Source organism: uncultured Litoreibacter sp., assembly GCF_947501785.1.
Classification (GTDB): Bacteria; Pseudomonadota; Alphaproteobacteria; order Rhodobacterales; family Rhodobacteraceae; genus Litoreibacter.
The window spans coordinates 538591-562413 of record NZ_CANMXB010000001.1 but is presented as its reverse complement, the minus strand read 5'-3'; the positions used below and the strand labels follow the sequence as shown (position 1 = coordinate 562413).

Sequence of the window (23823 nt, the reverse complement as noted above, 5' to 3'; positions counted from 1 at the left end):
GACCCTAATACGCGGCTGACTACTTTTGCAAAGGCGGCTCGTTCTCTGTATCCGGCCAAACACCAGGGGATGTGGGCAAGCCGTCGTCGAACTGTGACAGGTAGTCAAGCATCATCGGACGGTTGTCGATGAAGCCTTTATAGGTCGCCAATTCCACCGGCAAATCTCGAACCACGCGGTGAAGACGCCGGCCCCATTTGGGCTTGGTCATCAGGTCTTGAAAGCTGCACAGGTAGCAGCGGATCGGGAAGACCAGCGCGTTGGAGCGCGGCAGGCGGAAGAAGGTCTGAAGTTCGACCCGTAAGTGCTGCTTCTCACCGATGTTTTCTGGTGTCAGCGTCGTTTTCTGGACGCCCCATTTATGGTAGTTTTCAGGGGAAGTGTCCAAAAGCGGGTTCACTGTCATCGTCCAGTTCAACCGCCGCGCGGGCGCGCCTTGCTGGATGTTCAAAAGGAACTTCAGGGCGCGGACGAAAATGCCCTTCTCATGGGCCAGCGGTACGGGCGCGTGCCACTCGAAGAAATTCATACCGATGTCGAAATCAAGCGACCAATCCGCCTGCGTGGTCACGATGCCCGCATCCATCCACAGGTTGTCTTCGCGCTGATCCAGCACGCAGAAATCGCCTTGGGTCTGGCGCGTGATGTACTCCATCGGACCGTAGGGCAGCGTGGTCTCATCAAGGAAGGTAAACTTCTGCTCAATGCCCATCGGCTTGTTGATCCAGTGCCACTGGTCGCCGTCGCGGTGCAGCTCGAACAGGTCGGGATAGTCTTCCGATTTGGAGACCATGATCAGCTCCAGCAGGTCCCAGCCCGCCAGCGTCATATGCGGCAGCGACTGGCACCGCAGCGGGTCGTCGGCTAGCACCATCGCACGGTCACGCATCTCTGCTACGTAATGCTCGTCGACATCGAAGCGCTTTTCATAGACCGAACCCTCGGGGCCGCCGCGATGTTGCTCCATATTGACGGCATACATGTAGCTGTCTTCGTGGAACGGGAACGGGAAACGTTCAATGGCCCAGTCGGAGTTGCGGAACGTATAGTCGTCACGAAACGTCTCGTCATTGAATTGAATGGTCATCTATCAAGCTCCAATGAATTGCCCACAAAGCGGCTGACGCAGGGCATGATTTTCTTGCCGGACGCGTGTTCTTCGTTATCCAGCCAATGGTCGCGATGAACGAAGGTGCCGTCGCTAGAGACCACGTCGGTTTCGCACTGCCCGCAGGATCCGCCGCGACACAGGAACGGGGCCTCGACCCCTGCCCGCTCGATGGCCTCCAGCAGGCTTTCATGCTCGCCCACGACGATCGTCTTGTCAGATTTGCAAAGACGCACCTCAAAAGGCGCGCCGGGTTGCGGGGCCAGAAACTCTTCGGAATGCACGTTTGCATCGGGCCAACCAGCGGCTGAGGCCGTGGCGTGGACCCAGTCGATCATCCCCTTGGGGCCGCAGACATAAGCGTTGGTGCCAAGGGGCTGACCGTCGAGCAGGTCTTCGAGCGCAATCGATTGCTTCTGGTCGTCGTAGTAGATGTGGACTTTGCCGGGGTATTTATAGGTCAGCTCATCCACATAAGTGCCGAGGCTTTCCGTGCGACAGGCGTAGTGAAGCTCCCAATTGCCATTGGATTTCTCCAGCTGGGCGATCATCGCCATGAAGGGCGTAATGCCGATGCCACCGGCAAAAAAGATATGCTTCTTGGCCCGTAGATCGAGGGAGAACAGGTTGACGGGAAATGTGATGGTCATCTCGTCACCAGCCTTGACGTTGCGATGCATGAACAGCGAGCCGCCCCGCCCCTCGTCATCGCGCCGAACAGAGATGGCGTAGGTGCTTAGGTCGTTTGGGTCGGACATCAGAGAATAGGGATTGAGCCGCGTGCGACCATTGTCGTCCATCTCCACCACGGTATGCGCGCCACCGGAAAAGGGCGGGAACTCTGCGCCGTCACGGCGGCTGAATTCAAACCGGGTGACCAGATCATTCAAAGGCACAACGGCGCTGACAGTCACGTTGATCTTCTCGGCGCCGGGCTTGGCTTTTTGGGGTGCGGCGCTCATTCGTATATCCCCTTGGCTGGTGGCACGTTGCCTGGGTCTTCGGCGTCGATGCAGACGCCCTGATAGGCGGCAAGGCGGCGCGAATAGTGATCGCGCACAAACAGGTTCAGCCCGCAATGCGAGCAGACGAATGGGTCCGTCTCGACGTCTTCGGTGATGCCTTTGCAATGCACGCATTGCATGCGCCGCGCGACGGAGCCGCGATGTTCGGTCTGGATTGCGGTGAACGGGAACCCCGCTTGCATCGCCTCATTCTGGGCCTGGCCCATCAGGCCTTCGGTGCCTGCGAGATAGATTTGCAGCCCCATATGGGCATCCTGCAACACGCGCTGGATGCGTGTGACGGAGGCCGCATAGGTTGGCCCCTCATAGAACTGCGCAGGGTTCAAAGCGCGTAGTTTTTCGGCGTAATCGGTGCCGCGTGGGATGTAGATTATGTGAGTGTTCGCCATCAACTCTGGCGTCGCAATCGCTAGGATCGCCTCGGCCCCTTCAGCATCAGCGATCATCAGGTGATGCTTGCCTTGGCGGGCCTCCAGCGTGCCGTAGACGGGACGGCTTTTGATCGCGGGCGGGAATTCAAACTTCGACATGGATGTCCTCTTGCAGACAGTTAGGGCGCACACCGAAATGCGCGCCCTTTTATTACTAGCCTTTGGCGGTGCGGATTTGCTTGTCCTTGTCGTAGAACGGCATTTCCTCGGCGGTCGCGGCCAGCTCTGTGCCATCAGGTTGGACCACGGTTAGCTTGGTGCCTGACTTGGCCACGCTGGGATGCAGACGCGCAATGGCGACGGAGTATTTGTTCAGCTCCGAGGACAAACCATAGGTGATGACACCCACATCTTTGCCATCTGCGTGGACCCGCGCATACATCTCCATCTGGTCCATCTTGCCGTCACTCAGCTGAACGCCGTAAATCTTGAAACGCTCCTTGCCTTCCATGGCGTAGTGGTTTTCCGCACCAACGAAGCCTTCCTTGCCGGGTGACACAACGAAATCGAGGCCCAGCTCCCACAGGCTGTCACCCGCTGGCGTGCCGTCTTCAAACGGGAAGGTTTCCGAGTTGTCGCCGGGGTAGAACAGCAGGTACGACTCAATCCGCAACATATCCAATGTGCTGAACTGTGTCGGGCGGATGCCCATGCTTTCGCCCTCGGACAGGATGTTGTCCCAGACATGGACGGCGTCCTTACGCCCCACGAAAATCTCATAGCCACGCTCGCCAGTATAACCGGTGCGGCTGATCATGACGTTCCGGCCAAACAGCTTGGTGTGGATGATGCCGAAATAAGCCAGATCACGAATGCCATCGATATGCTTGGCGAGGAAATCCACCGCGACGGGTCCTTGCAATGACATGTCATGCAGGTCATCATCCATGATGACGGAGCAGTTCTTGGCGGCGGCGACTTTGGTCAGCTGCTCCATCCCGGTGCCGGTACCATGCACGACCATCCAGGAATTCACCGCGAGGTGGTAGATCACGCAGTCATCGACAAAGAGCCCGCGCTCGTCGAGCATCGCGGCATAGGTCGAACGCCCCACCCCGATCTTTTCGACATTGCGGGTGGTCCCGCGGTCAATGACATAGGCCGCGTCTTCGCCCACAACATGCACCTTCTTCAGGCCGGACACATCCATGAGGCCCGCCTTCGTGCGGATGGCCTCATAGTCAGCTTTCGCGCGTTCAGGGGTGTTGTCGTAGAACCATGCGGTCCCCATCCCGTTCCAGTCTTCCAATTCGCCGCCGATCTCGGCATGGCGGCCAGCAAGCGCGGAATGTCTCCAAAGAATGGCCATATTGTCTCCCCTGTTTTTTGAGTCTTTTGTCGACAGTATTCAGCCCTAGCCCAATTCAAAAAGCAAGAACGTGAGGCAAATTATTTTCCTGTCAGGCAAGTTTTGAGATGCGAAAAGGCCGCCCTCCCGGAGCGGCCTTCCCAATTTCGTCTTGGTTTACTTCTCGAAGCGTGACGCCTTCTTTTTCTCAGAGGCGTTGCCGATCACCAGCACGGCTGCGCAGATCGCGGCGGCGATCAGGGTGTAGAGACCCGGCGCTGCCGACCCCCATCCCATGAACATCGCACCGTCTACAACCGACCAGCTTGCTTCATCATATGGAAAACCCATGGTTCTCTCCTTTTCTCAACGGTTATTCAGCTGGAGCCGCGGAGGCAGGAATGCCTTCGGGGTAGCCCTGAGCTGGAACTTTGACGGTATCCATACCGGCGATCTCTGCACCTTCCGGCACACGCAGCATCCCCATGCCCTTGAGCATAAGCGAGACCACGTAGCCCGGTACGAAGCCCAACAGGAAGAAGACAACAGCGCCCACGATCTGGCCAATCAAGCTGATCGTCGGAGCCTCACCTGCGGCACCTTGCAATGCAGGGTAGCCTGTCGCGAAGACGCCCAGCATGATCACACCATAGAGGCCAATCGTACCGTGTACCGTCACCGCTCCAACCGCGTCGTCAATACCACGCTTCTCGAGCCAGGTAGCGCAAGGCTTGAGAATGACACCGGCAGAGAAAGCCACGATGAAGGTCAGCGCCGGATAGTAGATATCCAGACCAGAGGCCGCCGAGATGATCCCGGCAAGCGCACCAGACATCATCCAGAACGGGTCCTTCGTCATGATCCAAGCGCCGATGATGCCACCGGCAATCGCCATCAGGATGTTGAAGGACAGCGCCGACAGCGTAATCGGTGTGCCGTAAATGGTGGATGGTTTGTCTGCAAACCAGCTCCATGCCTCGCCCGGTACGATCACGCAGGCCATCAAGAAGCCCCAGAAGCCGACGATGATGAACATCAGGCCCACGACTGTCATTGGCATGTTGTGGCCCGCAATCTCGTTGGCTGAGCCATCAGCGTTGAACTTGCCGATCCGTGGCCCAAGGTTGATGAGCACACCCAAAGCGAAGAAGCCCGCCACAGCGTGCACCAGCCCGGCAGCGCCGAAGTCATGCACACCGAATTTTGTGACCAGCCAGCCATCGGCGTGCCAGCCCCATGCGGCCGCGACAACCCAGGCAAACGAGCCCAGAACGATAGCGAGGATCACGAAGCCCACTGTCTGGATACGCTCGATCACGGCACCGGACATGATGGACGCGGTGGTCGCCGCGAACAATGCAAAGGCCCCGAAGAACACGCCCGACGCTTGGTCGGCGATGTTTGGACCCATATATTGCGCGCTTTCGCCCCAACCCCATGCAATGGCGTTGGCATATTCAATGCCCGAGATGCCTGCAGGCCCCGGCTCGCCGGGAATGCCAGTTGGGAAGCCCCAATAGACCCACCAACCGAAGAAGTAGAAGGTCGGGATCATAAACGCGAAGGCTAGAATGTTTTTGACGCCCGAAGACAGGACGTTCTTCATTCTTGATGCGCCCATCTCATAGGCCAAGAAACCCGCATGGATGATGATCATCAGCGGGATTGTTAGATAATAAAATGTTTCGGCGAACATGGTGTTGGTGACTTTGGCACCGCCCCCTGCCGCCTCTAACTCGGCCACTTTGGCAACGAGTTCCGCAAGTTGTTGTTCCACGATAGACCCCCGTGTCTTTCTGTTGGCATTCAGTGCACCGTCATATGCAATCTCGCGGTGCTGCGAGGAATGAAGCACGACTTCGCGATTCAAGCGACTCTTTTTTGCCTTAGGTGAAAAAAAGTTTCCCACGGGTTGAGCGACCCAATTTTCGGTGCTAGCGTTTGAGTCGAACTATTCATCACCTGTGGGAGGGCCCCGGCCATGTGCGGGATCGTCGGACTTTTTCTGAAAGACAAATCTCTGGAGCCCGAGTTGGGCAACATGCTGACGGACATGCTCGTCACAATGACCGACCGCGGACCTGACAGCGCAGGCATCGCAATTTATGGCGGTGAAACAAAGAGTAACGCCAAACTGACAATTCAATCTGACACCCCGGATACCGATTTCGACAAGCTGGATGCCGCGCTCGGAGAGCTGATCGAAGGCAAAGTAAAGATGTCAGTGAAAGACACCCATGCCGTGCTCGACATTCAAGCCGATCAGGTCGCCGAGGCCCGCACTGCTTTGGCCGAAATTCGGCCTCGAATCCGGGTGATGAGCCATGGCGAAACGCTCGAAATTTACAAGGAAGTCGGCCTGCCAAAAGACGTGGCAGAGCGCTTCGATGTCCGCAACATGAGCGGAACACATGGAATCGGTCACACCCGCATGGCCACCGAGTCGGCGGTCACGACCATGGGCGCCCACCCGTTCAACACCGGATCTGATCAGTGCCTCGTCCATAACGGCTCGCTGTCCAACCATAACTCGCTCCGCCGCAAACTGCGCCGTTTGGGCGTGCATATTGAGACCGAGAATGACACCGAAGTCGGCGCGGCCTATCTGACTTGGAAGATGCAAACCGGCTCCACCCTTGGTCAGGCGCTGGAAAGCTCGTTGGACGACCTCGATGGGTTCTTCACCTTCCTCGTGGGCACCAAAGACGGCTTTGGCGTGGTGCGTGACCCCATTGCGTGCAAACCTGCCGTGATGGCCGAGACCGATCAATACGTGGCCTTCGGGTCTGAATACCGCGCGCTGGTCAACCTGCCGGGCATTGAAGAGGCCCGCGTCTGGGAGCCTGAGCCCGCAACCGTCTATTTCTGGTCGCACAACGCGGCCCCAACCGCGCAAGAGAAAGCGGCTTAAATGCAAACATTCGATCTGGAAGCGCAGGGTCTGCGCGCGCTGAACGCCACGCTGCATGCGCAGGCGGACAACACCAACCAAACCAAGTGGGAAATCATCAACCCCAAAGGCAGCCACGCGATTGCCGTGGGTCTGGACGCGCCTATTGAGGTGAATGTCAAAGGCTCCACCGGCTATTACTGCGCGGGCATGAACAAGCAGGCGACGGTGCATGTGCATGGCTCCGCTGGGCCGGGTACGGCAGAAAACATGATGTCCGGCACCGTAATCGTTGAAGGTGATGCGTCGCAATATGCAGGGGCCACGGGTCATGGCGGCACACTGATCATCAAGGGTAATGCGTCCTCGCGCTGCGGCATTTCGATGAAGGGCATCGACATCATCGTGCATGGCAACATAGGCCATATGTCCGCCTTCATGGCGCAGTCCGGCAATATCGTCGTGTGCGGCGACGCGGGCGACGCGTTGGGTGACAGCTGTTATGAGGCAAGGTTTTTTGTGCGCGGGTCGGTCAAATCACTGGGGGCAGACTGCATTGAGAAAGAGATGCGGCCTGAACATATTGAGCTGCTGGAAGAGTTGCTGGAACGCGGCGGCTGCGACGCCAAGGCGTCCGAGTTCAAGCGCTACGGTTCTGCCCGCACATTGTACAATTTCGACGTCGACAACGCTGCGGCATATTGAGGGATCGCTAAGATGAAAGACACAGATGCAAAAGGCATCCCGCACACCACGCCGCGCCAATCGGCGACGTTCACCCAGGACGCCAACAGCGACATTCGTCGCGCGGCGGCGACCGGTATCTACGATATTCGCGGCGGCGGGGCAAAGCGCAAAGTGCCGCATTTCGACGACCTGCTATTCCTTGGCGCGTCGATTTCACGCTACCCGCTAGAAGGTTACCGCGAGAAATGCGGGACGGACGTCACGCTGGGCACACGCCATGCCTCCAACCCGATTGAGCTGGATATTCCGATCACTATCGCAGGTATGAGCTTTGGTGCCTTGTCCGGCCCTGCCAAAGAGGCGTTAGGGCGTGGTGCATCGGCCGCGGGGACGTCGACTACCACTGGCGACGGCGGCATGACGCCAGAGGAGCGCGGGCATTCCTCCAAGCTAGTCTATCAATATCTGCCTTCGCGTTACGGGATGAACCCTGACGACTTGCGCAAGGCCGACGCGATCGAGATCGTCGTGGGCCAAGGCGCAAAACCTGGCGGCGGCGGGATGCTCCTAGGGCAAAAGATTTCAGACCGCGTGGCGGAGATGCGCAACTTGCCAAAGGGCATCGACCAACGTTCATCTTGTCGTCACCCCGATTGGACCGGCCCCGACGATTTGGAGATCAAGATCCTTGAGCTGCGAGAGATCACCGGCTGGAAGGTTCCAATTTACGTGAAGGTCGCAGGCGCGCGTCCGTATTTTGACACTACTCTAGCGGTCAAAGCCGGCGCAGATGTTGTGGTTCTGGACGGAATGCAAGGTGGCACTGCTGCCACGCAGGATGTGTTCATCGAACATGTAGGTCAGCCCACGCTTGCCTGCATCCGCCCCGCCGTGAGGGCTCTGCAAGACCTCGGCATGCACCGCGAAGTGCAGCTGGTTGTCTCTGGCGGTATTCGCAATGGGGCAGATGTGGCCAAGGCCATGGCGCTTGGTGCCGACGCAGTGGCCATTGGCACAGCGGCGTTGATCGCACTGGGCGACAATGACCCGAAATGGGAGGCCGAGTATAACGCGCTTGGCACCACCGCGGGCGCCTACGATGATTGGCACGAAGGGCAAGACCCTGCCGGCATAACCACGCAGGACCCCGAGCTGATGAAACGCTTTGACCCTGTGGAAGGCGGTCGCCGTCTGCGCAACTATCTCAAGGTTCTTACGCTGGAGGCGCAAACCATCGCGCGGGCCTGCGGCAAGAACCATATGCACAATCTGGAGCCAGAGGACCTCGTGGCCCTGACCATGGAGGCCGCCGCCATGGCACAGGTCCCGCTGGCAGGCACCGACTGGTACCCCGGAAAACCAAACACCTCATACTGACAACGAAGGGCGCGGCCATCACGGCACGCGCCCTCACTACGAAGACCAATAGGGATAAACGAAAATGGCAACTGACCTCGCGAAATTCGCCAAAGACAACGGCATCAAATACTTCATGATCTCTTTCACCGACCTGTTCGGCGGACAACGCGCCAAGCTGGTCCCCGCCCGCGCTATTGCGGATATGCAGGAAGAAGGCGCGGGCTTCGCGGGATTCGCGACGTGGCTGGACCTGACCCCAGCCCACCCCGATATGCTGGCAGTGCCAGACCCTGAGGCAGTGATCATCCTGCCCTGGAACAAAGAAATCGCATGGGTCCCAGGCAACTGCGTGATGGAAGGCGAAGACGTCGCCCAGGCCCCGCGCAACGTGTTGCGCCGCCTGATCGCCGAGGCCGCCGACGAGGGCATGCATGTCAAAACCGGCATCGAGGCGGAGTTCTTCTTGCTGACCCCCGCCGGTGACCAGATCAGCGACGAATACGACACCGCCGCGAAGCCTTGCTATGACCAGCAGGCCTTCATGCGCCGTCTGGACGTGATCCGCGAGATCTCCGACCACATGCTGGAACTGGGCTGGAACCCCTACCAGAATGACCACGAGGACGCTAACGGCCAATGGGAAATGAACTGGGATTTCGATGATGCGCTGACCACGGCGGACAAGCACTCCTTCTTCAAGTTCATGACGAAATGCATAGCTGAAAAGCACGGCTACCGCGCGACCTTCATGCCGAAGCCTGTTGAAGGTCTAACTGGCAACGGCTGCCACGCTCATATCTCCGTCTGGGATGCGCCCGGCAATGCGTCGAAGACGAACGTCTTCGCGATGGAGCCAAATGACAGGTCACAAACGGCTGAACTGGGCCTGTCGGAGAAAGGTCGCCACTTCCTGGGCGGCATCATGAAGCACGCCTCAGCCCTGGCCGCTATCACCAACCCGACGGTGAACAGCTACAAACGCATCAACGCACCGCGCACCATGTCAGGGGCCACCTGGGCGCCCAACACCGTCACATGGACCGGCAACAACCGCACCCACATGGTGCGCGTCCCCGGCCCCGGCCGGTTTGAGCTGCGCCTGCCTGACGGCGCGGTGAACCCTTACCTGTTGCAGGCTGTGATCATTGCGGCTGGCCTGTCTGGCGTGCGGTCGCAAGCCGACCCCGGCAAGCGACATGACATCGACATGTATGCCGACGGCCATAAGGTGCGCGGCGCGCCGAAGCTGCCGCTGAACATGCTCGACGCCATGCGCGCCTATAACCGCGACAAAGAGCTGAAGGCCGCGATGGGCGAGGAATTCTCCGCTGCCTATCTGAAGATGAAGCAGCAGGAATGGAACGATTTCACCTCGTATTTCTCGCAATGGGAAAAAGACAACACGCTGGACATCTAAGGAGATAACTGCGCAATGACCAAACGTGTCGCAATCATTGGCGCCGGCCCTTCTGGCCTTGCGCAACTTCGTGCGTTCCAATCCGCCAAGCAAAATGGCGAGGACATTCCTGAGATCGTCTGCTTTGAAAAGCAATCCAACTGGGGCGGTCTGTGGAACTACACGTGGCGCACTGGGGTGGACCAATACGGCGAGCCCGTGCACGGCTCGATGTATCGCTACCTGTGGTCCAATGGTCCCAAGGAGGGTCTGGAGTTTGCTGATTATTCCTTCGAGGAACATTTCGGCAAACAAATCGCGTCCTACCCGCCGCGAGCCGTCCTTTTTGACTACATTCAAGGCCGGGTCGAGAGAGCCGGTGTACGGGACTGGATCCGGTTTGAAACCGTGGTCCGACGGGTGGAGCATGAAGATGGCAAGTTCTCTGTCACCGTGAAAGACCTGCCGAACGACACCGAATATACGGAAGAATTCGACCATGTGATTTGCGCATCAGGCCATTTCTCAACGCCTAACGTTCCCGAGTTTGAGGGCTTTGACACGTTCAAAGGCCGGGTGCTGCATGCGCATGATTTCCGCGACGCGCTCGAGTTCAAGGATCAGGATATCCTGATCGTCGGGACCTCCTATTCTGCCGAAGATATCGGGTCGCAATGTTGGAAATACGGGGCCAAGTCGATCACCGTGTCGCACCGGACGGCGGCGATGGGATATGACTGGCCGGACAATTGGGCGGAGGTCCCGTTGTTGACCAAGGTCGACGGCAACACCGCGTATTTCAAGGATGGCACCAGTCGCCATGTAGACGCGGTTTTGCTCTGTACCGGCTACCAGCACCACTTCCCCTTCATGGCGGAAGAGCTGCGTTTGAAGACCGCGAACCGGCTGGCAACGGCTGATTTGTACAAAGGTGTGGCCTGGGTGGATAATCCTGACCTGTTCTATCTCGGCATGCAGGATCAGTGGTTCACCTTCAACATGTTCGATGCACAAGCGTGGTGGGTCCGCGACGCCATCATGGGCAAGATCGCCATACCCTCAAAGGCCAAGATGGAAGCCGACGTGGCCGACCGCGTGGCGCGCGAAGACGCGGGCGAGGATGACTATGACGCCATCTGGTATCAGGGCGACTACATCAAGGAGCTGATCGCCGAGACCGACTATCCCAGCTTTGATGTCGAAGGTGCTTGTCAGGCATTCAAGGAGTGGAAAGGCCACAAGAAGAAAGGCATCATGACATTCCGCGACAATTGCTACAAATCGGTGATGACGGGGACGATGGCGCCGGTTCATCATACGCCTTGGAAGGATGCTCTGGACGACAGTTTAGAGGTCTACTTGCAGAACTGATCGGACTTCCCGCATGCGAGGGATTCACCAACACGTTGAAAACAAGGGGTCTTTTCGAATTTCAGAATTCGTTAAGACCCTTTTTCATTAGTACCACTCATCTTCCAGCGCAGCCTTTCGATCTGCGACGAAACCTTCCAGTTCCGCGCGAATTGAAGGCTCCATCGGGGGTGTTGCGTCGCTTGCGAGCATCTCGCGCCAAGTATCAAAGGCGCGCTCTTCAGCGGTATGGCTGCCCGCCTCGGACCAAGTTTCGTAGGGACCTGGCTCGGCAATGGAGGGTTCGAAATTCGCGTCCGCAAAATGCGCCATCGTGTGATCTGTAGACAGGAAATTCTCGCCGGGACCAGCTTGATGGTAGGAGGCTTTGGACAGGCTATCTTCCGAGACCTCCATGCCACCAACCATTTTCAAGATCGCGCCGCAGGCATCCAGATCCATGACGAATTTCTCGTAGCCCATGGTCAATCCACCCTCAAGCCAGCCTGCGGCGTGCCAGACCTGATGGGTGCCTGACATCACCGTCGCCCACATGGCGGCCACGCTTTCAGCCATGGCTTGCCCGTCGGCGGAGTTCGCGCCGGAGATGTGCCCGCCACCGGAGCGGAAGGGCACACCCAAGCGTCGCGCCATTTGGCCTAAAGCGAAGATCACAAGATTGGCCTCTGGCGTCCCAAAAGTGAGCGCACCTGTTTTGAGGCTCATCGTGTTGTGAAAGCTGCCATAGACCACGGGGCAGCCGGGACGGATCGCTTGGGTCAGGGCAATGCCTGCCATGATTTCCGCATGGGTCTGCGCGGCCATGGCCGCCGGTGTCACGGGCCCCATCGCGCCGCCAAAGATCGCGGGCGAGATGCAGACGCATTGCCCGGCTTGCGCGTAAACCTTCAACGCGCCGGTCATGGTGGCGTCATAGACCAGTGGCGAATTCACGTTGATATTGGCCTGAATGACAGCGCCGCTCTCCATCTGATCTCCAAAGACAATCCGCACCATGGCCAGGCTGTCTTCGGCGCGATGCGGCTCGGTCACGGCACCCATGAAAGGTTTGTCGCTGAGGGTGAGATGGGCCAGCACCAGGTCGAGATGGCGTTTGGAAACGGGGATATCGGTGGGTTCCACCACTGTGCCGCCGGAGTGGTGCAGATGCGGGGTCATGTAGCTGAGGCGCACGAAATTCTGAAAATCTTCAAGCGTCGCGTAGCGGCGGCCTTTGTCCAGATCGGTGACAAAGGGCGAGCCGTAGCCGGGCATGAAGACAAGGTGATCGCCGCCAAGCGTCACGGTTTTGGCGGGGTTTCGGGCGTGCAGATCGAACTGCGCAGGGGCAGTCTCACACAGGGCGCGCGCGAGGCCGGAAGGGAACCGCACACGTTCGCCGTCAATGCGCGCCCCTGTCCCTTGCAGATGTTCCAGCGCTTCGGGGTCGTCGCGGAACTCGATGCCAATCTCTTCGAGCAGCCATTCAGCTTGAGCCTCTAGGGCCTCGATATCTGCCTCGGGAAACGGAGCGTAGGGCGGGATCAGACGACGGACCTTTACGGGGGTCACGACGGTGCGTTTTGCCTTAAGCCGGGCTGCGCGGCCCTTGCGCCTGGGTGCATCTGCCATTGCGCCCTCCTTTCATCAGGATGGCGGTTTGACAGGCCAGAGGTCTAACGGAATTGCGACGTCGGTTTTGACTTAGCTGGCGGGAGTGACGCGGAGAAAGACGTATGTCTGCTGCAAACCGCCCTTGTCTTTGAGGGAGACCCCGACCTCGCCCTGTGGGGCGTTGAAGATGCGCAGGTCGTAAAAATCGGGATGATTTACGTCTTGGTCATCTTCTACTTCAAGCGCGGTGAGAAGGCAGGATGGAACGGCCTTCATCACCGCTTCAAATGCCTGTGTGGCCTCGGGCGCGCGGTAGTCGAAAGGCCATGCACAATGGGTTGACGTTTCGCCTGAAAGTGCCAGCGACGTTGTGCATTTTGCATCATGGTTGAAGGGGGGCGGCAGGACCATTGTTTTGCCGCTATGGAACAGGGCATTCAGCTGCGGGCAGAAAGCCTGCGCGGATGTTGTGGTCAGGATAAGAGTCGCGATCAGCGCCTTCATTTGGGCACCAACTGTTCGCCTTCGACCACCCTGAAGGGCGTGGGCGGGGTCTTTTTCGAGACCCAGTAATAGGTCCCAGCAAACTCCATGACAAACCAACCTTCCCACTCAGCATCACGGGGCCAGATAGATTGGTACTCGTCTTTTTCCCGATCCAGACGCCATTCACCTAAAGTGGAACGTGCATTTTCCTGCGCGTAGATGGTGGAGCCGTCAGAGGCGAAATATTGGCGGTAGTTGGCCCCTTCCCATTCGCCGATGGCGGTGTTGCCGGACAGCAAAGCCTCGATCTCGTGTGCTTTGAGTATTACGGATTGGGCCTGCGCCGGAAGTGCGACGGTCATCGCCAAAGCGCTTAGTATGACCGCGCGCCGGTTCATGATCTGGGACGCTCCTTCTTAGGATCAAAGGCGGCGAGGTCTTCACGGATGGTGGCCGGAAGGCGTTTTTGATGACCGTCCAGTTTGCCAATCTCGATCTGTGTGCCAGGCTCCGCATGTGCGACGTCGATCCGCGCCATTGCAATGTTTTTGCCCAGAAGTGGCGAGCGCATGGAGGACGTGACCTCCCCTATCTGCGCCCGACCGATATGGATGCAATCGCCGTGATCCACCTGCACTTGGCTGTCGACGTCAAGGCCCACGAGTCTGCGCTGCGGATGCTCTTTGCGGCGGATCAGGGCGTCGCGGCCGATGAAGTCGTCCGGCTTGGACTTGAGCGGCACGGTAAAGCCGATGCCCGCCTCGAACGGGTCGGTCTGGTCGGAGAAATCGTAGCCTGCGAAGATGAGGCCCGCTTCGATGCGCACCAGATCGAGCGCTTCAAGGCCCATCGGGGTCAGGCCGTGGTCTTGGCCTGCCTCCCAGATCGCGTCGAATATTTCGGCACAATGTTTGGGATGGCACATGACTTCGTAGCCCAATTCACCGGTATAGCCCGTTCTTGAAAGAACGAACGGCGTGCCGGATTCGTTATGCAGCCGCGCGGGCGTGTGGCGGAACCAGCCAAGCTGGTCAAACTCGGGGTTATGCGGGGCCGTCCACGTGATTTTGCGCAACAGGTCGCGGCTTTCGGGGCCTTGCACTGCGACGTTGTGCAGCTGGTCGGTTGAACTGCGCACCAGCACCTTCAGCCCCAGTTTCTCGGCCTGCTCGCGGATCCATTCCCCACCGTAATCATTGCCGCCAATCCAGCGGAAGTTGTCTTTGTCGAGCCGGAACACGGTGCCGTCGTCGATCATGCCGCCATGCTCATAGCACATCGCGGTGTAGACGACACCGCCAACAGGCAGCGTTTTCATGTTGCGGGTGAAGACATATTGACAGAGTGCTTCGGCGTCGGGGCCGGTGATCTCGAATTTGCGCAGGGGGCTGAGGTCCATGATCACCGCCTTTTGACGGCAGGCATGGTATTCCTCGATGGGCCCGGCCTCGGCGAAGCAATTGGCCAGCCAGTAGCCGTTATATTCGATGAAATTGCGGGTGTGCTTGGCGAAGCTGTCGTGGAAGCCGGTTTGCTTGGTCATCTTGGGTTCCGCATCTGGAGTGGGCCGGTACGCGACCGAGCGTTGGAAAGTTTCTTTGCCCGAGTAGGTGCGGACGTGAATGTCGGTGGGGTTCCAGCCATTGGCGGCCGTGGTGTCATCGGGACAGGCGGAGGACACGCAGACGATGTCTGTCAGGGCGCGCAACAACACATAGTCGCCTGGTCGGGACCACGGCTCGTCGGCATACATGACGCCGTGTTCGTCGAGGAAGGTGTTGAAGAAGAAGTTGATCGCCATCCAACCGGGGCGCGCAGTGACGTTGAATTTCGACAGCGCGGTGTTGAAGTTTTCTGAGCAGTTGGCGTGGCCGGGGTAGCCGATATCGTCGTAATATTTGGCGGAACACGCCAATGCGAATGCGTCGTGGCGACCGCATGTGTCTTGGACGACTTCGACCAGCGGCAGCATTTCCTGATCATAGTATTTCGCGTGCAGACCGGGCATTGGGTAGGCGTGGCCCATCAGCGTGCGGGTCGTCGTCACATCCAAAGCGTGCTCGATCCCCTTGTCCAGCTTGCGCGCGGAGAAGCATTCGAAATCCGTGCACTGGCGACCGTCGACGTCGATGATCTGGATATAGTCACCGGCTTTCACGAAGAAGGCTTCGGCGGTTTGGGTATGGACGCGGATGTCGTCTTGGATATCCGCCAGCGGGTCGGGCAGTTCGAATTTGACATGGGACTTGATCGTCGCGCGTTTGATCAGGACAACCAGCGGGGTGGTGGTGTTCTGCTCCTCGATATCCATCGCCTCCCCCGGGGCTGCGATGACGACCACGCCGTCACGTTGGGCGCGAAGTGTTTCTTCGGCCTTGGCACGAGTGTCGGCATCAAACAGGCGCAAAGCGTCTGCGTCCGCTAGGTCAATTTTGCGCGCGTCCAGCCCCATGCGGAATCCGCGCAGGGATTGGTCGGAACCAGTGAGCAAAGCTTGCAAGCCGGTGGGTTTGGCATTGGGGGTGGCCCCTAGAATGCCAAGATCAACCCGCCCCTTGGCATCGGCAGAGACCACTTCAGCCACCTGCCCGCCCTCGTCATTGATAACGGTTACCTGATCGCCAGCCTCAACCGGGATCAGCACCGCGCCGGAGCCTTCGACGACATAGCGTTCCGTTCCAGGCGGCATGGAGAAGACACGTGGCTGGATAATCTCACTGGGACGCGGCGGACCGGGCTGGACCCTGGGGTAAAGATCATCGAGCATGTGTCATTCCCTCCCATGCCCATGTTGCATGAGCGGAATAAAACTTTAACAATAAGAATAACGAGGCCAAGTGAGTCTCGCAAGCATTCGAGGCAGCCTAGCATGGAAATTTCAGCGCTCACCCAATGGGGACTTGCATGGGAGCGCTGACGCTCGGGTTGATCGCTGCGCTCTGCTGGGGCTTTCACGACATTTGCGTGCGCTATGTGTCGCAACGCACCGGCATCCTGCCCGCGTTTCTGACGGTGCTGGTGGTGGGCTGCTTGCTAGTGGTGCCGTTGGCAGTCTTTGCCGAAGGTCTTTGGCCAAAGGGCAATGGCGTCTGGTGGTCCCTCGCGTCCGGCCTGATGTTCGGACTGGCAGGCAGCGCACATTACAAGGCGTTTTCAATCGGACCCGTGCGGCTGGTGGCGCCGATCATAGGGGCCTACCCTGCACTGTCTGTTGGCTGGGCCGTCCTGAACGGCGAACCTATCACCTTGTTTCAATGGCTGGCGGTCTTCATGATCATTGGCGGGGTCGGGTTTGTCGCCGCCTCCTCCGATGATGAGGCATCTGCCGCCCCGAAGCTGGAGGCCGTTATCTGGTCGATCCTCGCTGGCGCCGGCTTTGCAATCACCTTCGCGCTGGGCCATATCGCAACCATATGGGGCGCGGAATTGGCAACCATCGCAATTGCACGTATCGCGGCGATGCTCGTTTTGATTGCACTTGCATTGGGCCTGCCGGGGCCGGTTCTGCCGCAACGCGCGCAATTGCCAATATTGGCGGTCATGGGGGTTCTGGATACTGTGGCGCTTGGGGCCGTGCTGATCGCAGGCACCCGCGACAACCCGGAATTTGCGGCAGTTGCTGCGTCAACCTTTGGGTTGCTCACAGTTCTATTGGCCTGGCTGTTCTTGAAAGAGAAAATGACGCTCACCCAATGGGGCGGCGTCATGATTGTATTCGCAGCGATTGGATATCTGGCGCTTTAGCCCGGCTCGTAGCTCAGCAGGCTGATCTTCGTGCGCGCCCGCATCTTCGACGGCGTCATCCCGTATTCATCCTTGATGGCCTTGGCCAACGTGTCACAAGAACCAAAGCCGGTGGCCACGGCGACCTCGACCATTGGCAGCAATGTTTCTTCGATCATGATGCGGGCGCGTTTCGTGCGAATGCGTTTGTAGAACTTGGCCGGCGTGTCATCGAAGACTTTGCGGAACACCCGCTCCAAATGTCGGGTCGACAAACCAAGATCGGCAGCAAGATCGGCCATGGGGATTGGATCGGAAATCGCGTTTTCCATCCGCCGGATTGCCTCGGTGACATTGGCGTCGAAGAGCGCCTCGTTATCCGCAATGTTTTTGGGTTGCTCAGCGTCGCTTTTGCGGATCGTGTGCAGCAGCAACCGGTTGCCAAGTTCGGCCACCTGCACGCTTTCAAGAAGCGGCGCGATCAGCCCGATGACCAGCTCGGACGTGGCTCCCGCCCCGGCCCCAGTAATGATCCCATCAGAGTTTTCGCTGAACCGGGCGGTGAGGTTGGGGTGGTACCCCGTCTCGGCCAGGGTCGCGATGTCGCGCCAATGGGTGGTCAGCTTGCCAGCCGGGGATCTTGTGCTGCGGATGTAGCCTGTCGCCGCATCCGACAGCAGCACAACGGGCAGCGCCTTGCGCTGCATGGCGCGGGCACGCCGCAGCCACGGCGTCTGTCCCGCTTTCACGCCGCCCACCACGATCATCACATCTGAAAAGCCGTGATCTTCGATCGCGGGTTCCGCCCGGACCATCATGTCGCAGGCCCCCGACACAAACCCCGGCGTGTCAGAGACGAAACGCCATGTGAATGTGGAACGAGCCAAAATATCATTGGCCGTATTCAGCGTATGGGTGATGGAGGCCAGTTCCAGATCGCAAAACCCAGCGCTGACAAACAGCTCGACCGTGCGGGTCAACGGCTCCTTTGCGTGGCGGGGGTTGATGGTGGCGAAGCTGTTAAATCCGGTTTGTCTCAGTCCCATACCCTTACCTCACCCAGCCTGCGGCAACCTGCCGTTGATAGGCCACCACCGCGTTGCGCATGAGAAGCGCGACGGTCACGGGGCCTACGCCGCCAGGAACCGGAGTGATCCAGCCGGCGACCTCCTTCACGGCGTGCGTGTCCACATCGCCCACAATCCTGGTGTTGCCATCCGCGTCGGTGATCTGGTTGATACCGATGTCGATGACCGCGGCGCCCGGCTTGATCATGTCCGGGCTAAGGAAATTGGCTTTGCCAACCGCCACCACCACCACGTCGGCGCGGCGCGAATGCATGGCGACGGAGCGGGTCATATGGTGGCAGACGGTCACGGTTGCGCCTTCGGCCATCAACATCATGGCGGCGGGTTTGCCGACGATCTCGGAATGGCCGATCATGACGACCTCAAGCCCTTCAAGGTCAAGGCCGGTTTCTTTGATCAACTCGACGCTGGCCGCGGCGGTACAGGGCGCAAGAGCCACGTCGGAATAGACGATATTGCCGATGGACGCGGGGTTCATGCCCTCCACGTCCTTCAGCGGATGGATCGCAGATTGCAGGGAGCGCACATTGATATGGTCTGGCACAGGCCGCTGCAAAATGATCCCAAGCACCTCCGGGTCATCATTCATAGCCTGGAGCTTGGCTTTGGCGTCCTCCTGACTGATCGCGGCATCCCAGTATTGTTGGTCGAACTCCAACCCGGCCCGTTCCGCCCCACGCGCCTGATTGCGCATGTAGACAGCGACTTCCGGATTATCGCCGATCGAAATGGAAACCAGCCAAGGTATATTCGACTGCATCTCAATCTGGGCCCGGCACTCGTCAAAGATCCGCGCGGCAACGGCCCTTCCGTCCAGATCAAGGTGATGACTCGTCGTGTCTTTCATGTGAATTTCTCAAAGTTTAGTTGGAACAGGACACTGCCACTTCATTCACATTGGTAAACATTTTTTCCTTAGGGTCAACTTCGATATCGAAACCAACCGTAAATGTGAGCACTCCAATGAGTGTATTGGATATTGGCCTATGAGCTTTCGCATGCCAGTAAGAATCCGCTTCCCGCCCTGTTGGACGAAAGGTTCAACACCCACCCCCACCAACCAAGGATAGCAATCCTCAAGAACGAAAGCGCTTTAGAACCTCGCGCTGGCGCTCCCGGCTCATGGGCAGGTATGACTGATAGGAGGTGGACAGGTGTTCGTGGCCAAGGTTCATCGACCATGCTTTGATCTCTTCTAGGGTCTCACACGTCTCCACACCAAGCAGGAACAACGTCTTGCGGAAGCTATGTGGGGTGTACTCTGGCATTCCCAATCTGGAGAAGGCATTGCGAATGATCTTGTTGAGGCTAGCCGTAGACGCATAGCCCTCCCTGGCCAGCCCCAGATTGGCAAAGCCCTCGCCGTCTTTCACGCCTACGAGCGCCTTAGGGAAAAGAGCATCCTCTTGTCCAAAGAATTTGTCCTCTCTCAGATACGCCACCCAAGCGGCAAAACAGTCTAGGTATGCAGACGCAACGGGAAAGAACCATGTGTCGATGTCTTTGGCATTTTTGGTCGCCACTTCGCGGGCATCTTGGCGTAGATGGCACTCAGTGAGGTTCACGTGCTTAAGTTTGAGCGTCGCAACCGCACCAATACGCGCTCCAGTGAGCATCAAGAAGGCAAAGAGAGCTTTGTCACGCATTTGGACCTCCGTATCGCTAGGAAGTGCCTCAAACGCCCGTGAAGCTGCAGGCAATGACGGATACGGAACATCGCGTTGGGCATGGGCAATGCGGGCGTTCTTACGGTTGTTCTTGAAGTATGCCGCGTCGCTATAGGTGAATTTTGAGCGGAATCCATTGCGACCTGACAGCCAAGTAAAATACTTCCGCACCAAAGCAAGCGTTGCATCAACCGTTGCGTGACTGAGTGCCTTCCCAGTGCGGGGGTGCTTTGCCCTGTTGAGTTCTTTTTTGAACTGCACGGCCTGCTCGATATGGAACTTCGTGAAGGGTTTGAAACCGGTGCTTTCTTCGAATTTAAGGATTGCCGCTAAGACTTTGTCAGTTGACTTCTCATCAAGGCCCTCGGTCTCTTCTAAGAACAAGACATAGTCCCGTTTCATGCGCTCGTTCTGAGCGTTTCGTTTTGCCATTTTGTGGCTCCTTTTCTGCTCTAATATTCGGATGGATTCCGAAACCCTGCGAAGTGGTGTTTTCAGCTAGGTCTGAGAGGTTCCTTTAGGCTTGCTAAGAGCTGTTCCGGACAATCTCAAAATACTGAGCGAGTTGAGAAAGGCTGCGCTCACTTGCAAACCGCCGACACTGCCCCTCACAGACCTCGCAAAATGCTTCCAACTGTCCGTGCAATGCGGAATACGGCGTGTAAAAAACCACCCGATCCAAAGGGCGTGTTGGCGTTTTGCATGTAAGGCACCGAAACTGATCCGGTGCCATTTGGTTGGCTGGTTTGGTTTTTGCCTTGATGAATGCAATCAAGTCTTCACCTACGATCACATGCGGCCTCGTGTCGGTTATCACAACAAGCCCAGCTTTACGCCAAGACCGGACCGTGGCCTCTTTACGATCAAGCAAATATGCCGCGTCGGGATACGTGTAATGACGATTGGCCTTTACGAGACGCGCCGAAAGACGCCGCCCCACTAGCCTTCCCCCTGCCCTGGTTCCACTCGATTGGCATTCGCCCAAGCGTTAAGGTCAGCGCCGCGATAGATGATCTTACGGCCAAGACGATAGAAGGCTGGACCCATGTTCTTATGCCGCCATTGAGCCAGCTTGTCGCGGTCGCCAATGAGGTCAAGTTCTGGATCACCCAGAACGTAGTTACGGTTTTGCTCGAATAGGTTTGCCATTCAGTTACCCTTTCACGGTATTTGAGTGGCTATGTCTTTTAGTCGTTGCGTCTTGATTTAGAACAATGACGAGTCGCCGCCTAACCGCATGCACCAATCAGCTGATTGGGCTAAGTGGATCGCAACACGGTTAAAACCACTTAACCGGTTTTTGGGAAGAGTTGACGATACCGAACTCGGAAAGCGTCGTCGCTCGCAAACAAGGTTAAATAGTTGTCCAATTGACCGCTACCTTGAGACCACAACTCTTGGTTTTCCTCGGTTGCGTCACTAACCGCAAGCTTCGCAACTTCAACGGGCTTCATCCTCGATAGAGCCGGGTTTTCACCTACTAGGCGGGCCATATGGGAAAACAGATGATCGAGCCGTTGCTCCTTTCGATCCTTAGACTTTCCCTTCTTTCCACGCTCCCTGTAACTCTTCTCATACTCTTGCGCTTTACGTGCGTCCGGTTCCAAAGTTACATAGTTTTGGGCACTCGAAAATAAGCGCCCAACGCAATACCCCAGATCAAAAATGTCCTGAGTAACTTGGTCGTCCACAAAGCCTTCTCGCACTAAATCGAGCAATTGCAACGCAGCGACGATATCAACCTCAAGCCGGTCATAATCCCTATCCAAATCAACATTCGTCGATAAGCTTAGCTTTTCGGCCATATTTTCAAGGTGTTTCAGCTCAATCCTACTGTCGATCACATTGTTTGACTGGACGTGGTCGCAACAGGCACTGAACGTCCCGAAACAGCTATCGAATTGATCTCGTCCAATTAAAAAGCGGCGTACGTTTCTGCCAGATTGACGGACCGCCAAAATGTAACCATCGAACTCACCACCCAATGCGAAGAAACTCACATCTACGACAGATGAGGAAACTGTTATTGGGCCAAGCTCGCAAATTGCATCGTAGGTTTCCTGAAAGGAGCCGTAGTCTTTCTCCATTCGAACGCCGTGGCGGCGGCTCATACCACGCATAGAGTCCTCTTCAGCAACCCAACGCACAAGTTCCAAGTCTTTTATCTCCAGCTCGGCTTGGCTCCCCTCAGGCTGTTCCAATTCGCAAAACCTTTCCATTCTGTCCACTCACAAACTGTGACCACCGCTTTAATAACCTACGCCGCTTGTCCAGCAAATCAGACCGCGCATAGGCCCGTTCCACATCAGACCCGACCTTATGCGCCAAACTCAACTCGGCCACCTCACGCGGCGCATTTGCCACCTCTGACGCCCAATCTCGGAAGGTAGAGCGAAAGCCGTGCACCGTGACGCCCTCAACGACCATCCGGCGCAAAAGCATCAACATCGACATATTGGACAACGGCTTGTGACGCTTCTGACCCTCAAACACGACTTCAGATTTCATCGCCCTCAAAGGCTCAATGATCGCCAGCATCTCTTCAGTCAGCGGAACACGGTGCGCCGCCCCTGTCTTCATACGCTCTTCCGGACAGGTCCAGACACGCGCCTCAATGTCTAGTTCATCCCAACGCATCCCCAAAACCTCCCCTGTACGGCTTCCCGTCAGGCAGGTGAACATCAGCGCCTTTGCGGCCATCGCGTTACGGGTCTTGAGAGAGGCATAGAAGGCAGGCACGTCCCGCCAGTGCATTGCCTTATGGTGTTTCGGCTTGGCCGTCACCTTCGGCAACACCTTAGCGTCTTTGATTGCCGTGACCGGGTTTTCGCCCGAACGCATCCCCTTCGACTTTGCTACATCCAAAACCGTCTTGATCCGCTGCGCCAATCTCCGCGCCGTTTCGTGCTTCTCCGTCCAGATCGGAGATAGGCACATCAAAACTTCGGGTTGGTCGATGCTATCAATCGGCATCCGCCCGATCTTGGGGAAGGCGTAATCGCGCAGGGTGTTGATCCATTGCTGGCCGTGCTTGGCGTTCTTCCAAGTCGGCATCCGGTCAATGTGAACTTGTTGGGCAACCTCTTCGAAGGTTGGTATTTCCTGCTTGGCGTTAAAGCGTGGATTTAGCCCTTGCTTGGCCATGCGCCGATATTCAAGCGCCCGTTCTCGCGCTTGATTGATCGTTACGATGTCAGCGCCACCAAGGCCAAAGTCGGTGCGCAACGGCGCGCCCCTCTTGTTCTTCTGCCCTTTGACCACAACCCGCACGATCCAGCGCCGTGCACCGGAGGGGTCCACGACCAAATACAAGCCATTGCCGTCGCCATGACGCCCTGCGCCGAGGTTCTCAACCAGCTTCTTCGTTAGTTTGCCAGATAAGGCCATTCAAAAAATACCACAATTCATACCACTCACGAGACAAATATATATGCTATCGAAATAAACTCAACACAAACCGCCATCGGCACTTATGCTATATAAATAGAGAAAAAATATCGCCGGAGACGACCAATTCAAACTCTAAGGAATGGGGTGGTGGCGGACAGACAGGGATTCGAACCCTGGAGACGGTCTCCCGCCTACACACTTTCCAGGCGTGCGCCTTCGACCACTCGGCCACCTGTCCGTAACGCGGGGTTTACCCAAACCTGCCCCGCCTTTGCAAGCGCTTTCCGAAACATCGCGTCTGTCTTCTCATGTTCCCAAATA

22 protein-coding genes and 1 tRNA gene are annotated in these 23823 nt (G+C 57.5%); 6 read left to right on the top strand and 17 right to left on the bottom strand.

The features are described from left to right. Positions 1–19: 19 nt before the first annotated feature. The 6 genes from Q0899_RS02845 to Q0899_RS02820 all read right to left on the bottom strand — a co-directional run bounded on the left by Q0899_RS02845 (position 20) and on the right by Q0899_RS02820 (position 5629). Entirely contained in the window at positions 20–1087 is a 1068-nt protein-coding gene (locus tag Q0899_RS02845) for a DUF3445 domain-containing protein (protein WP_298358174.1), read from the bottom strand. Further along, complete coding sequence (locus tag Q0899_RS02840) at positions 1084–2070, bottom strand: PDR/VanB family oxidoreductase (RefSeq protein WP_299191041.1); 987 nt, start codon at positions 2068–2070, stop codon at positions 1084–1086. The genes Q0899_RS02845 and Q0899_RS02840 overlap by 4 nt, the downstream gene beginning before the upstream one ends. Then, complete coding sequence (locus Q0899_RS02835) at positions 2067–2663, bottom strand: dimethylamine monooxygenase subunit DmmA family protein (RefSeq protein ID WP_299191040.1); 597 nt, start codon at positions 2661–2663, stop codon at positions 2067–2069. The genes Q0899_RS02840 and Q0899_RS02835 overlap by 4 nt, the downstream gene beginning before the upstream one ends. Positions 2664–2718: 55 nt before the next feature. Then, positions 2719–3873 carry an aminomethyltransferase family protein gene (locus tag Q0899_RS02830; protein ID WP_299191039.1) on the bottom strand — a complete coding sequence of 385 codons (1155 nt, stop codon included), beginning with the start codon at positions 3871–3873 and terminating at the stop codon, positions 2719–2721. Positions 3874–4029: 156 nt separating this feature from the next. Beyond that, positions 4030–4203, bottom strand: coding sequence for a hypothetical protein (locus Q0899_RS02825; protein ID WP_298291896.1), 174 nt, complete (start codon positions 4201–4203; stop codon positions 4030–4032). A gap of 22 nt (positions 4204–4225) precedes the next feature. Beyond that, positions 4226–5629 carry an ammonium transporter gene (locus tag Q0899_RS02820; RefSeq protein WP_298291898.1) on the bottom strand — a complete coding sequence of 468 codons (1404 nt, stop codon included), beginning with the start codon at positions 5627–5629 and terminating at the stop codon, positions 4226–4228. Between the two features lie 204 nt (positions 5630–5833). Between Q0899_RS02820 and Q0899_RS02815 the strand changes: the two genes are divergently transcribed. The 5 genes from Q0899_RS02815 to Q0899_RS02795 all read left to right on the top strand — a co-directional run bounded on the left by Q0899_RS02815 (position 5834) and on the right by Q0899_RS02795 (position 11555). Then, positions 5834–6763 carry a glutamine amidotransferase family protein gene (locus Q0899_RS02815; RefSeq protein WP_299191038.1) on the top strand — a complete coding sequence of 310 codons (930 nt, stop codon included), beginning with the start codon at positions 5834–5836 and terminating at the stop codon, positions 6761–6763. Beyond that, entirely contained in the window at positions 6764–7447 is a 684-nt protein-coding gene (locus Q0899_RS02810) for a protein GlxC (RefSeq protein WP_298291902.1), read from the top strand. A gap of 12 nt (positions 7448–7459) precedes the next feature. Then, the gene (locus tag Q0899_RS02805) at positions 7460–8806 is read left to right on the top strand and encodes an FMN-binding glutamate synthase family protein (protein ID WP_298358183.1); all 1347 of its coding nucleotides are present in this window, start codon (positions 7460–7462) and stop codon (positions 8804–8806) included. Positions 8807–8870: 64 nt separating this feature from the next. Next, positions 8871–10205 (top strand): type III glutamate--ammonia ligase, encoded by a 1335-nt coding sequence (gene glnT, locus Q0899_RS02800; RefSeq protein WP_298291906.1) that lies wholly within the window; start codon positions 8871–8873, stop codon positions 10203–10205. Positions 10206–10220: 15 nt separating this feature from the next. Further along, positions 10221–11555, top strand: a complete 1335-nt coding sequence (locus Q0899_RS02795; protein WP_299191037.1) for an NAD(P)/FAD-dependent oxidoreductase — start codon at positions 10221–10223, stop codon at positions 11553–11555. A gap of 87 nt (positions 11556–11642) precedes the next feature. On the opposite strand, the gene Q0899_RS02790 is transcribed toward Q0899_RS02795, so the two are convergent. The 4 genes from Q0899_RS02790 to Q0899_RS02775 form a co-directional block, all read right to left on the bottom strand. Next, entirely contained in the window at positions 11643–13166 is a 1524-nt protein-coding gene (locus Q0899_RS02790) for a trimethylamine methyltransferase family protein (protein WP_299191036.1), read from the bottom strand. Positions 13167–13238: 72 nt separating this feature from the next. Further along, positions 13239–13652 carry a hypothetical protein gene (locus tag Q0899_RS02785; RefSeq protein ID WP_299191035.1) on the bottom strand — a complete coding sequence of 138 codons (414 nt, stop codon included), beginning with the start codon at positions 13650–13652 and terminating at the stop codon, positions 13239–13241. After that, positions 13649–14032 (bottom strand): hypothetical protein, encoded by a 384-nt coding sequence (locus Q0899_RS02780; RefSeq protein WP_299191034.1) that lies wholly within the window; start codon positions 14030–14032, stop codon positions 13649–13651. Before Q0899_RS02780 ends, Q0899_RS02785 begins: the two co-directional genes overlap by 4 nt. Next, positions 14029–16401 carry a DUF1989 domain-containing protein gene (locus tag Q0899_RS02775; RefSeq protein WP_299191033.1) on the bottom strand — a complete coding sequence of 791 codons (2373 nt, stop codon included), beginning with the start codon at positions 16399–16401 and terminating at the stop codon, positions 14029–14031. The genes Q0899_RS02780 and Q0899_RS02775 overlap by 4 nt, the downstream gene beginning before the upstream one ends. Before the next feature lie 137 nt (positions 16402–16538). Here Q0899_RS02775 and Q0899_RS02770 point away from each other — a divergent pair, with 137 nt between their 5' ends. Further along, positions 16539–17378, top strand: coding sequence for a DMT family transporter (locus Q0899_RS02770; RefSeq protein ID WP_299191032.1), 840 nt, complete (start codon positions 16539–16541; stop codon positions 17376–17378). Here Q0899_RS02770 and Q0899_RS02765 read toward each other — a convergent pair. The 7 genes from Q0899_RS02765 to Q0899_RS02735 all read right to left on the bottom strand — a co-directional run bounded on the left by Q0899_RS02765 (position 17375) and on the right by Q0899_RS02735 (position 23740). Next, entirely contained in the window at positions 17375–18403 is a 1029-nt protein-coding gene (locus tag Q0899_RS02765; RefSeq protein ID WP_298291922.1) for a helix-turn-helix domain-containing protein, read from the bottom strand. The genes Q0899_RS02770 and Q0899_RS02765 overlap by 4 nt on opposite strands. 4 nt (positions 18404–18407) lie before the next feature. Beyond that, positions 18408–19292, bottom strand: coding sequence for a bifunctional 5,10-methylenetetrahydrofolate dehydrogenase/5,10-methenyltetrahydrofolate cyclohydrolase (locus Q0899_RS02760; RefSeq protein WP_298358203.1), 885 nt, complete (start codon positions 19290–19292; stop codon positions 18408–18410). Positions 19293–19521: 229 nt separating this feature from the next. Further along, on the bottom strand, positions 19522–20544 hold the full coding sequence (locus Q0899_RS02755) for a tyrosine-type recombinase/integrase (protein WP_299191031.1): 1023 nt from the start codon (positions 20542–20544) through the stop codon (positions 19522–19524). Positions 20545–21051: 507 nt separating this feature from the next. After that, positions 21052–21261: a MerR family transcriptional regulator gene (locus tag Q0899_RS02750; RefSeq protein ID WP_299191030.1), complete on the bottom strand. Its 210-nt coding sequence runs from the start codon at positions 21259–21261 to the stop codon at positions 21052–21054. A gap of 140 nt (positions 21262–21401) precedes the next feature. Further along, positions 21402–22313 carry a hypothetical protein gene (locus Q0899_RS02745; RefSeq protein ID WP_299191029.1) on the bottom strand — a complete coding sequence of 304 codons (912 nt, stop codon included), beginning with the start codon at positions 22311–22313 and terminating at the stop codon, positions 21402–21404. Then, the gene (locus Q0899_RS02740; RefSeq protein WP_299191028.1) at positions 22300–23499 is read right to left on the bottom strand and encodes a site-specific integrase; all 1200 of its coding nucleotides are present in this window, start codon (positions 23497–23499) and stop codon (positions 22300–22302) included. The genes Q0899_RS02745 and Q0899_RS02740 overlap by 14 nt, the downstream gene beginning before the upstream one ends. Positions 23500–23650: 151 nt before the next feature. Then, positions 23651–23740 (bottom strand) — tRNA-Ser (locus tag Q0899_RS02735). Positions 23741–23823: the final 83 nt, after the last annotated feature.